The 10249-nt window shown below is 55.3% G+C and carries 10 protein-coding genes and 1 riboswitch; of the genes, 2 read left to right on the plus strand and 8 right to left on the minus strand.

What is annotated here, in order from left to right:
- Positions 1 to 4 precede the first annotated feature (4 nt).
- Both cbiB and ACTU3N_RS15330 read right to left on the minus strand, forming a co-directional pair.
- Complete coding sequence (cbiB, locus tag ACTU3N_RS15325; protein ID WP_443086978.1) at positions 5 to 961, minus strand: adenosylcobinamide-phosphate synthase CbiB; 957 nt, start codon at positions 959 to 961, stop codon at positions 5 to 7.
- Positions 958 to 2337, minus strand: a complete 1380-nt coding sequence (locus tag ACTU3N_RS15330) for a cobyrinate a,c-diamide synthase (RefSeq protein ID WP_443086979.1) — start codon at positions 2335 to 2337, stop codon at positions 958 to 960. The genes cbiB and ACTU3N_RS15330 overlap by 4 nt, the downstream gene beginning before the upstream one ends.
- Before the next feature lie 86 nt (positions 2338 to 2423).
- Positions 2424 to 2602, minus strand: a riboswitch (cobalamin riboswitch).
- A 122-nt stretch (positions 2603 to 2724) separates the two neighbouring features.
- On the opposite strand from ACTU3N_RS15330, the gene ACTU3N_RS15335 reads away from it, so the two are divergent.
- Positions 2725 to 3591 (plus strand): GHMP family kinase ATP-binding protein, encoded by an 867-nt coding sequence (locus ACTU3N_RS15335; protein WP_443086980.1) that lies wholly within the window; start codon positions 2725 to 2727, stop codon positions 3589 to 3591.
- Positions 3592 to 3619: 28 nt separating this feature from the next.
- On the opposite strand, the gene ACTU3N_RS15340 is transcribed toward ACTU3N_RS15335, so the two are convergent.
- The 4 genes from ACTU3N_RS15340 to dacD form a co-directional block, all read right to left on the minus strand.
- Positions 3620 to 3955, minus strand: coding sequence for a DUF496 family protein (locus tag ACTU3N_RS15340; RefSeq protein ID WP_443086981.1), 336 nt, complete (start codon positions 3953 to 3955; stop codon positions 3620 to 3622).
- 165 nt (positions 3956 to 4120) lie between these two features.
- A complete protein-coding gene (locus ACTU3N_RS15345) occupies positions 4121 to 5179 on the minus strand; it encodes an FUSC family protein (RefSeq protein WP_443086982.1) in 1059 nt (352 codons plus the stop codon).
- Positions 5180 to 5304: 125 nt separating this feature from the next.
- Positions 5305 to 5778 (minus strand): DNA gyrase inhibitor SbmC, encoded by a 474-nt coding sequence (gene sbmC / locus ACTU3N_RS15350; RefSeq protein WP_443086983.1) that lies wholly within the window; start codon positions 5776 to 5778, stop codon positions 5305 to 5307.
- A gap of 109 nt (positions 5779 to 5887) precedes the next feature.
- Positions 5888 to 7048, minus strand: coding sequence for a serine-type D-Ala-D-Ala carboxypeptidase DacD (dacD, locus tag ACTU3N_RS15355; RefSeq protein WP_443086984.1), 1161 nt, complete (start codon positions 7046 to 7048; stop codon positions 5888 to 5890).
- Between the two features lie 210 nt (positions 7049 to 7258).
- On the opposite strand from dacD, the gene sbcB reads away from it, so the two are divergent.
- A complete protein-coding gene (sbcB, locus tag ACTU3N_RS15360; RefSeq protein ID WP_443086985.1) occupies positions 7259 to 8683 on the plus strand; it encodes an exodeoxyribonuclease I in 1425 nt (474 codons plus the stop codon).
- Between the two features lie 32 nt (positions 8684 to 8715).
- Here sbcB and tsuB read toward each other — a convergent pair whose 3' ends face one another.
- Positions 8716 to 8943, minus strand: coding sequence for a thiosulfate utilization sulfurtransferase TsuB/YeeD (tsuB, locus tag ACTU3N_RS15365; protein WP_443086986.1), 228 nt, complete (start codon positions 8941 to 8943; stop codon positions 8716 to 8718).
- 17 nt (positions 8944 to 8960) lie between these two features.
- Complete coding sequence (gene tsuA, locus ACTU3N_RS15370) at positions 8961 to 10016, minus strand: thiosulfate utilization transporter TsuA/YeeE (protein ID WP_443086987.1); 1056 nt, start codon at positions 10014 to 10016, stop codon at positions 8961 to 8963.
- Positions 10017 to 10249: the final 233 nt, after the last annotated feature.

Consider the following 10249-nt stretch of genomic DNA (forward strand, 5'->3'; position numbering starts at 1 on the left):
GTCCTTATGCGCCCGCCAGCGCGTAATGGGTGAGTGCAAACAGCCCCAGAGCAAGCAGCGACGCCAGCCACATCAGACGTATCGTTCGCGGGATATCCTCAAGCGCAATGGCGCGCCGCGCGTCGCCTATCCAGGGTTTATCGACACGCTCGCCGAAATAGTCGTTTGGCCCGCCAAGACGCACACCCAGCGCACCGGCGACCGTCGCTTCCGGCCAGGCGCAGTTTGGGCTGCTGTGATTGCGCCGGTCGCGAAAACCGATGCGCAGTGCCGCTGGCGCATCCTGCCTGCTGAGCCAGGCCGCCGCGCTGAGCAGCAACCAGCTCAATCGCGCCGGGATAAAATTGGCCACATCATCAAGCCGCGCGCTGACCATGCCGATTGCCCGGTATTTTTCGTGCTTATAACCGACCATCGAATCCAGCGTATTGACCGCTTTGTAAGCGATAGCCAGCGGCGCACCGCCGAGCAGTAAAAAGAACAGCGGCGCAATCACGCCATCAACGGTGTTTTCTGCCACGGTTTCAACGACGGCGCGGGTTATCTGCGCGGGCTGAAGCTGCGAGGTATCACGCCCGACAATGTGCGCGAGTTTCTCCCGGCTCTCTTTAAGCGAACCCTGGCGCAGAGCTGTGGCGACGTCGCGCGCCATATCCGCCAGGCAGCGCGTGGCCAGGGTGGTGTAAATCATCCCGACTTCCACACACCAGCCAAACCACGGGTGGATATGCTCTGCCAGCGCCAGCACGCTCCAGGCAACACACCAGCTCACGCCCACCACCACCAGCCACATGACGCCGCCGCCGATACGCAGCGCGAGATCGCTGTGACATGTTTTGCGTATCGCGCGCTGAGTGAAGGTGATAAGCGCGCCAATCCAGCGCACCGGATGCGGCAAGCCGGGCGGATCGCCAAGCAGGCTGTCGAGCAAAAAAGCGACGCACCATGCCAGCACCGTCATGGCATGCTCCTTGCTGCGGCGAACCAGTGGTTGAGCATTTCCGGGCGCTGGGCAAAGTGCAGATGCAGGTAGCTTGCGAAGGTGTTGCCCACCTGCCAGCCGCCCTGCCAGCGTTTGAGCACGTCGCCATCGCGGGTTTTGTGGCAATCCAGCACTGCGTCACACTGCGGCGTAAAATCTGAGTAGTGGAATTCGTGACCACGCAGCGTTTCGCCGGGCGCGGCGAGAAGCGTCTGCGACTTCGCGCGGGCTTCGCAATAACCAAAGCGGGTCAGCCGCTGGCCCATTTCACTGTGCCCGGGGATAATATCCGCCATCGGCCAGCGCTGGCCCGCCGTATCGCGAAGCGTCGTGCCGAGGTACATTAACCCGCCGCACTCAGCGTAGATAGCAACGCCGCGCCGGTGCGCCTGGCGAATGGCCTCCCGCATCGGGCGGTTTTCTGAAAGCTCACGCGCATGCAGCTCCGGGTATCCCCCGCCAAGCCATAGCATCTGGCAATCCGGTAGTGTGTCGTCATGCAGCGGACTGAAACGTACAATGCGCACACCTGCACGCTCAAGCAAAAGCAGGTTGTCAGGGTAGTAAAAGTGGAACGCGTCGTCATCGGCCAGCGCCAGCGTCAGCCCGGCCCCCGCATCGTGTGCAAGCATTTGCGGTAAAGGTGTATCCGGTAGCGGGTCTTTCTCACACAGGCTCAGCAAACGGTTGATATCCACGGTCTGCTCCAGAGAGGCGGCGAATTCATGCCAGCACTGCGCATCCTTGTGGGTTTCGCGGGCAGCCACCAGCCCGAGATGGCGCTCCGGCAAGGCAACGCCGGAAAAGAGCGGCACATAGCCGAGCACCGGCAGAGCACAGTAGCGCTCGATAGCTTGTTTCAGTAACTGAAAGTGGCTTTCGCTATTCACCCGATTAATAACAACTCCGGCTATCGTTAGCGCAGGATCGAAATGCTGAAAACCCATCACCGTGGCAGCAATGGAGGTGGATACCGCTTTGCCGCCGACGAGCAAAATAACGGGTACGCCAAGCTGCTTTGCCAGCGCAGCCGTACTGCAATAGCCAGGATCGGTGCCGTAGCCGTCATAAAGCCCCATCACACCTTCAATGACGGCAACGTCGGCTGCAAGAAAATGTTGGTTAAAAAGGGAATTGAGAACGGGCTGCGGCAGCATAAAGCTGTCGAGATTACGTGAGGCAACACCGCTTACCGCATGATGCCAGGCCGTGTCGAGATAGTCCGGCCCCGCTTTGAAGGGCTGCACGCGCAGGCCGCGCTGCAATAAGGCGCTAAGCAACCCCAGCGTGACGGTGGTTTTCCCACAGCCGCTGGCGGTTGCGGCAAGGACAAAGGCGCTGCGCCGGTTTGACATTCCTGAAGCCCCGTCGCGGGGGAAAGGCGCACCGCTGCCCAGTCTGACGACTGTGCAGCATCAGCAACCCACTTCCCACCGAAGTTGTTGGTAAACGCTTTCAGGTCGGTCTTCTGGCTTAGCGTCATCCTCTCCCGCCCTTCCCAATCTTACGATCAGTGGTGATTGCGGGGTCGTCAGCATTACAGCAGCGGGGGCTGCGAGGGATTTTCACCCTCTTCCCGGCCACACCAATATGTGCGGCACCTGAAAATATGTAAAAAACAGTTTTCGAGTTTATCCGTGCACAAATAACATTTTGTTGCGCTATGACAATCTATTTTTCATCACTGGTATTAAACATCCGAAAGTGGCACTATCCGGTTTTTATTTTCAGGAAGCATTATCGTGGCGCAGGCGCAGTGCCCCGCATCCTGCGGCGAAATTATCCAGGGCTGGATCCTGGGAAGTGAGAAACTGGTCTCCTGCCCGGTGAACTGGTATAGCCATGTCGAAATCACCACCGGTGCGCCTCGGGGCGATGAACGCCCGTTAATGCGCGCGATGGTTAACCAGTTGCTGGCATACTGGCAGTTACCGCCCCGGCTTACGCAAACCATTCGTATCGACTGCTATTCCACCATTCCTGTGGCGAAAGGGATGGCCAGCAGTACCGCCGATATTGCCGCCACTGCCGTGGCGACCGCTCGCTACCTTGAACAGGCGCTCAATATAAACGAACTTGCCACGCTGTGTGTGGGGCTGGAACCGACCGACAGCACGTTTTTTCGCGGCCTGACGCTATTCGATCACCAGACGGCCAGCACGCAAATTACCTGTAAAGGTTTACCGCAACTGGATGTGCTGTTACTGGAAAGCCCCTTAACCCTGACCACCGCCGCGTATCATCGCCTGCCCCGCCAGCAATGGCTTAAGGAGCATGCGCCAGTACTGGAGAGTGCATGGCGGAAAGTGCAGCAGGCCTGCGCAGACGGTAACGCGGCGCTACTGGGCGAGGCGGCAACGATGAGCGCCGTGGTCAGCCAGAAGGTGTTAGCGAAACCTGAGTTCAGTGCATTGTTGGGGCTTGTGGAGCGCTACGGTTTATACGGCCTCACCGTGGCGCACAGCGGCAGCGTGGTCGGTCTGTTGCTCGACTGCGCAAAACATGATGTTGACGGCGTTCGCGGGCAGCTCAACGCGCAAAAATTGCAGGCGCACTGGCCCAAAAGTTATCTGTTGAACATGGTGGCGGGCGGTGTGGAAGAACGGTGAGAGGGCGACCTCTCACCGGGTGTAGCGATTACTCGGCTTTCGGCTCAACCTGTTTCAGTTCGCCCATCGATTTGAGTTTTTTGGAGATTTCGCGGCGTTCTTTCGACAGCTCTGCGTTTTTGATGATGTAGTCATCAACACGGTCTTCATAGTCAGTACGCATGCTGGCGATAATGCCCTGAATGGCTTCCACGCTCATCCCTGGCTTGATGTAGTCGCTCAGGTTATCCAGCAGCAAGACGCGCTTCTGGTTATCACGGATCTTCTTCTCAACGTCCTGGATTTCACGCTGCAGCTTGTTTTTACGGCGGAACAGACGCACAAACTCCAGAACGTCCTGGAATGAAGGCTTGGTTGTTTCCATTTTTACACCCCTGATCAATATGAGATTCGGATTCGTTAATGCAACCGATTAAAGATAAAGCTAACTTAAAGCGGTCGCCGAAGACAATGGTTTTCCTTTCTCTATCATAACCACAAATTTAGCTGAATCGAAACAACCTGTCAGACAATGATGGCTGGCTGTCTGTTATTTGCGCAATGCGCGACAAATTAAATGTGATAACAGCTCAAGCTGCCGCGCCAGCTCCATGCTTAACCACACGTAACTGTGAATTGACGTGGCAACCAATGCGTCTCCTTCGTGCTCGCGCATCTGCTGGCGTAATTCAGCAACGATTTCATTAAGCCTTTCCGTATTCGCCAGAATAGTTTTTGGATTACCTTCGTACAAAGCATGCGCCAGGAGAAGCAGTGTTTGCTGGGTCATCTGTTGACTGTCGCGCAGCGTACGGGCGTTGATCATCACAAAATGGCTGGTCCGCGAGCTCCAGTAAGCATTGATTTGCAGCTCCAGGATACAGACCATATTGCGGCTCACCGTCTGGATGCCTTCGAATATCGCCCTCTGAATATGCGTTTCTTTGCACGATGGGGTGATAAGCCCACGCATTTTCACCACATCGTTGAGTATTTTTTGCATCGGCTTATCAAGCCGCGGGCGCTCCACCAAGTTACGGGAAAACCCCGCCTGGTAAACACGGTTAAAGGTAGTGACATAGTTCGCCATCTGGATACGCCAGTGCAAAAACGCGCGCTGCGGCCAGATACCGGTAAAAACCATAGCCAGCAGCGATCCGAGGATCACATCGCCGCTGCGCCAAAGCGCAGTGTCCATCTCTCCCGTCGGCGAGCCGACGACTATCGACAACGTGACCCCGATAAGCAGCGCCTGATAAGGCTTTTTCCCCAGCGCCAGCCAGCCGCATAAAAACATCGCCGCTGCACACCATAGCAGCATCACCGGCAGTGATATCAGCTCCAGTTGCAGGGCAACCAGGCCAAGTACAGCGCCGAAAATCGTGCCGCCAATGCGCTCAAAAGCACGCGGAATCACATTCCCCCAAAAGGAGATAGGCCCCATCAGTACGACAAGCGTAATTAAAGGCCAGGTGCCTTCCGGCACATTCAGTTGGCGCATTAACAAAAACGTTAAAACAAAGGCGAGCGAAATACGCACGCCATGCACTATGCGATAGTGACGGTAAAGACGAATTTCGAAAGGGCTGAGGGATTTATCACGACGCACAGCCATTCTCCAGTTTTGGGCAACAAGAGCGCAATTGTAACGACTTTTCCCCGCCGCAAATGACTATTTTGCACAAAAAAAGAGACTACCGGCGCGACGCACTCTCCCTGTGTGCCTGACAACCCTCAGAGCACTTTTGGCTCAACCGGGATATGCATCTCAATGTCCTGGTAGCCGTCGCGTTGCATATTGTTGAGATAAATTTCAAAGCAAGGCCCGGAGGCAATCTGCAGTGACTGGTCGGCCAGAAGCTCATCGAAAAACAGGTTCCAGCATGCTTCAAACGCCTCGTTATACACCCGCGCCTGCGCAACGGCATACTGACCGGCTGGCACCTCAGTACGGGTTACGCCTTCGCTATTTTCAGGAATACGAAAAGAGGCATCAACGGTAATCGCCACATCGCAACGAAGCTTTTCCGCCGGGACTTCATCGGGGTTATCGTAATAGACGCAGACCCACTCTTGCGGCTGAAGCTGCTTGCTCTTCACCCACATAGAGAGCTGTTCGAACCCCTGTTTTACCTTTGCTTCCCACGGCCCGACCAGATGGAACCCGGCGATGTGACGCTTCTCAAGCTGTTTGACAAGATAAGCCATAATGTTTCCTCCACCGTTTACTGTTCGTGCATACAGTATAAGCAGAGAGAAACAATCTGGCTTGTCGCAGCTGTTAATTTTGCGAGAAATCTCGCAAGCTCTGTTGGTATCAGAACAGATGATGCAGGTAATCGCCGAGCCGTGAAAACCAGCCGCCCTTACCCACGTTCTCCAGGGTCACCAGCGGCCAGTGAGCAATCGCTTTATCACGATCGTAAAGCGTAATTTCACCCACGCGTTGATGTGCCGCCAGAGGAGCGTCCAGTTCCGATTTATCAAGCACGTATTTCGCTTTAATGTTTGCCAGCTCTGTTTTTGGCAGTACCAGCCAGAGGTCCTGATCCGTCCCTACCGCCATGTGCTCTTTATCGCCGTACCAGACTTGCTCGCTACCTACTTTTTTACCGTTGTGCAATATTTGCACGGTGTCAAAGTTTTGTTGCCCCCAGAGCAGCAGTTTACGCGCCTGCTCCTCACGGGATTTCGGGCTATCAGCCCCCATGATGACAGCAATCAGCCGCCGCTGGCCCTCTACGCTTGAGGCTATTAAGTTAAAGCCAGCGCCTGATGTGTGGCCCGTTTTTAGCCCATCAACCTTCAGCGTTTTATCCCATAACAACCCATTACGGTTGTACTGGGTGATCCCGTTCCACGTCAGGCTTTTCTCACTGTACATATGATAAAACGAGGGTTCGCCGTGGATTATTGCGCGCGCCAGTACCGCCAGATCCGAGGCCGAGCTGTGCTGCCCCGGCGCGTCCAGCCCGTGCACGGTTTCAAAATGGGTATCGCGCAAATTCAGTTTCTGCACATAGTCATTCATCATGTTCACAAACTGCGGCTCCCCGCCTGCGACATAGTCAGCCAGCGCGACGCATGCGTCGTTACCGGAATCCACGATTAATCCACGGCTCAGATCGCGCACCGTCAGGCGATCGCCTGCTTTGAGGAACATTAACGAGGAGCCATTGAACACCGGGTTACCTTTCGCCCAGGCATCTTTACCGACTGTGACCATGTCATCAGCGCTGATACGGTGGTTGTCAATGGCGCGGTCTACCACATAGCCGGTCATGAGTTTTGTCAGGCTCGCCGGATTGCGCTGCTGGTGCTCATTCCCCGCCGTTAATACTTGCCCGGTGGTGTAATCCATTAATACCCAGGCACCCGCCTGAATTGCAGGGGGTTGCGGAGCGAACGGGAGATCGTTGGCCAGGGCGCTGTGGGTACAGACCGCCAGCAGGCAAGCAGCAAACATACGGCGTTTCAATGAAAGATCCTCTAAACATATAAATTGGCCGTTCTTTTTACGTAAGTTCCGCTGCCATTACAGGAGTAAATTGCAAAAAAGTGTGACACATTTCAACGTTATCACGCTGGTTTTACGAGCGAATACGCAAGCCTGACCGGTTTTTCTTCGGCTCCGTGGGCGGGATGGTTTACCATAGGCAGGATGTTTGACTTACAGGATGAGCCTCTGGTGTCTGATTCCGCTGCAACGCCCACTTTTCTTTTTCACGATTATGAAACCTTCGGCACCAGCCCGGCGCTGGATCGCCCGGCGCAGTTCGCCGCTATTCGTACGGATGCCGATTTCAACATTATCGGCGAGCCGGAAGTGTTTTATTGCAAACCGGCAGATGACTACCTGCCACAGCCTGAAGCAGTGCTGATAACCGGTATCACGCCGCAAATCGCGCGCGCCAGAGGTGACACCGAAGCCGAATTTGCCCGGCGGATCCACGCGCTGTTCACCGTGCCCAATACCTGCGTGGTGGGGTATAACAATGTGCGTTTTGACGATGAAGTCACCCGCAACATTTTCTATCGTAATTTCTACGACCCTTATGCATGGAGCTGGCAGAACCATAATTCACGCTGGGATCTGCTGGACGTGATGCGCGCCTGTTATGCGCTGCGCCCGGACGGTATCGAGTGGCCGGAAAATGAAGAAGGGTTGCCGAGTTTTCGCCTCGAACACCTGACAAAAGCCAATGGTATTGAGCACAGCAACGCGCATGACGCGATGGCCGATGTGTATGCCACTATCGCTATGGCGAAGCTTGTGAAAACAAAGCAGCCAAAGATGTTTGATTACTTGTTCAGCCATCGCAGCAAGCACAAATTATCGGCACTTATCGATATCGCGCAGATGAAACCGCTGGTGCATGTGTCCGGGATGTTCGGCGCATGGCGCGGCAACACCAGCCTGGTCGCGCCGCTGGCCTGGCATCCGGAAAACCGCAACGCGGTGATTATGGTTGATCTGGCAGGCGATATGTCGCCCCTGCTGGAACTGGACGCCGACGCGTTGCGTGAGCGGCTCTATACCCCGAAAGCCAGCCTGGGCGAACGTGCTGCGGTGCCGGTCAAACTGGTACATCTGAACAAATGCCCGGTGCTGGCCCAGGGAAATACTCTGCGCCCGGAAGATGCGCAGCGGCTGGGTATCGATCGCCAGTTGTGTCTTGATAACTTACAAATTTTGCGTAATAACCCGCAGGTGCGGGAGAAAGTGCTGGCTATTTACGCCGAAGCCGAACCGTTTGTGCCATCAGAAAATGTTGACGCGCAGCTGTATAACGGTTTTTTCAGCGATGCTGATCGCGCAGGCATGAATATTATTCTTAAGACTGAGCCGCGAAATCTGCCGACGCTGGGCGTCACTTTTGCAGATGGCCGTATCGAAAAACTGCTGTTTAATTACCGGGCGCGCAATTTTCCCGGCACGCTGGATGAGTCTGAGCAACAGCGCTGGCTTGAGCATCGCCGCAACGTCTTTACCGCGGAGTATCTGCAAAACTATGCCGATGAGCTTCAGGCGCTGTTTGTGCAGCACGATGGCGACAGTGAAAAGCAGGCGTTATTAAAAGCGTTGTATCAGTACGCGCAGGAAATCGTCTGAGGAAGCCCTCCCGCTCACGGGAGGGCAGCGGTTTACGCCTTCTGAACGGTGATGCTCCAGGCTGCATCGCCGAGCTGTTGATAGTCGGTAATGGCGTGACCTTCTTCGGCAGCCCACTGCGGGATGGCTTCGGTTGCCTGGGTGCAGTCAAATTCAATGACCAGTTCGTCGCCGCTGGCCATCTCTGCCAGCGCCGCTTTTGCTTCAATCAGTGGAAACGGGCAAACCTGCGTTACCACGTCCAGTTTTTTCACAGCCATAACAGCTCCTGTTTTGATTAAGCCGCGGCAGTCGCAAGCTTCGCTTTGCGCTGCGGGCGCACATATAAAAACCATGACGCAGTCCATACGCCAAGGATCATAAATGCCAGACCAACCCAGCCCTGCCAGGTCATCATGGCGGTCATCACTAAGCCGTTACCAATGGAGCAGCCGCCGGCCATGCTGGCACCGACACCCATCAGCACGCCGCCAAACCCGCTGCGCAGCGTCGTTTGCGCATCTGCCGCGCGTACGCGGAACTCACGGCTGGCTTTTGCGGCAATAAACGAACCGAGGAAAATCCCCAGTACGAGGAACACGCCCCAGTTAAGGAACTTGCTCTGCCCTGCAACAAGGAACTGCAAAATATTAGCCGTCGGCGAGGTAATTCCCAGACCGAACATACGCCCTGTCGCTTCGCTGAACGGCCAGGCCAGTAGTGCAATCAGACCGATTAACACGGCAGTAACGAACGGATGCCAGCGTTTCTCAAACAGAATATGCGCAAGGCCGGTACGGCGCGGCGGTAACGAGGCGACCTTGAGTTTAGGTTTGCGCAGCTCTTTACTCACCACCCACAGCGTCACCACAACCAGCAGCGCAATGAGCGGCCAGACGGAAAAGCCGAAGGTTTCGGCAATAGAGTTATGCTGTGTACTGTAGGTTTTCAGCACCTGATTCAGCCCGTCGGCGTGCGGAGAACGCATGACCGCGCTCATCAGCATGTAGGTAAAGAGGGCAATCCAGCTGCCAATCAGCCCCTCGCCCGCCCGGTACCATGTGCCCGTGGCGCAACCGCCCGCATAAACAATACCGAGACCGAAAATGTAACCGCCCACCACCGTGCCAAGCCACGGGAACGCACCAGCGTTATATTGCAGCACGCCCGCCTGAATTAAGGCAAAGACACCGACACTTTGAATGGCAATCGCAATCAGCAGGGCATAAAACATCCGGTTGTTTTTTGCGATATACATATCGCGAAACCCGCCCGTAAGGCAAAAGCGCCCGCGCTGCATGACGAAGCCTAACAGTGCGCCGCAAAAAAGCCCGCTTATCATCATTGGAAACATAGAAATCACTAACCCGAAAATATATCAGACCGCAAATTATTGATGAGCGCGCGCGACGGAACCAATAACAAAAACACCTAAATTAGAGGATTTGGTTATTACGCGGATAATAAATATCCTCCGGCATAGCCGGAGGTTTTTCAGATGCGCCTATAAGGCTCTATTACCAGCCGCGCCCTAACAGGCGCATACGATCTGACATTTGCATCAAACTTCGTTACTTACGGCCCGTA

It is taken from the genome of Vagococcus sp. WN89Y, from assembly GCF_052220145.1.
GTDB lineage: Bacteria > Pseudomonadota > Gammaproteobacteria > Enterobacterales > Enterobacteriaceae > Kosakonia.

Bases quoted from the DNA above. Each gene is read 5' to 3' on its own strand.
- cbiB (WP_443086978.1), bottom strand. From the start codon at position 961: ATGACGGTGCTGGCATGGTGCGTCGCTTTTTTGCTCGACAGCCTGCTT.
- ACTU3N_RS15330 (WP_443086979.1), bottom strand. From the start codon at position 2,337: ATGTCAAACCGGCGCAGCGCCTTTGTCCTTGCCGCAACCGCCAGCGGC.
- ACTU3N_RS15340 (WP_443086981.1), bottom strand. From the start codon at position 3,955: ATGGAAACAACCAAGCCTTCATTCCAGGACGTTCTGGAGTTTGTGCGT.
- sbmC (WP_443086983.1), bottom strand. From the start codon at position 5,778: ATGGCTTATCTTGTCAAACAGCTTGAGAAGCGTCACATCGCCGGGTTC.
- tsuB (WP_443086986.1), bottom strand. From the start codon at position 8,943: ATGGCTGTGAAAAAACTGGACGTGGTAACGCAGGTTTGCCCGTTTCCA.
- tsuA (WP_443086987.1), bottom strand. From the start codon at position 10,016: ATGTTTCCAATGATGATAAGCGGGCTTTTTTGCGGCGCACTGTTAGGC.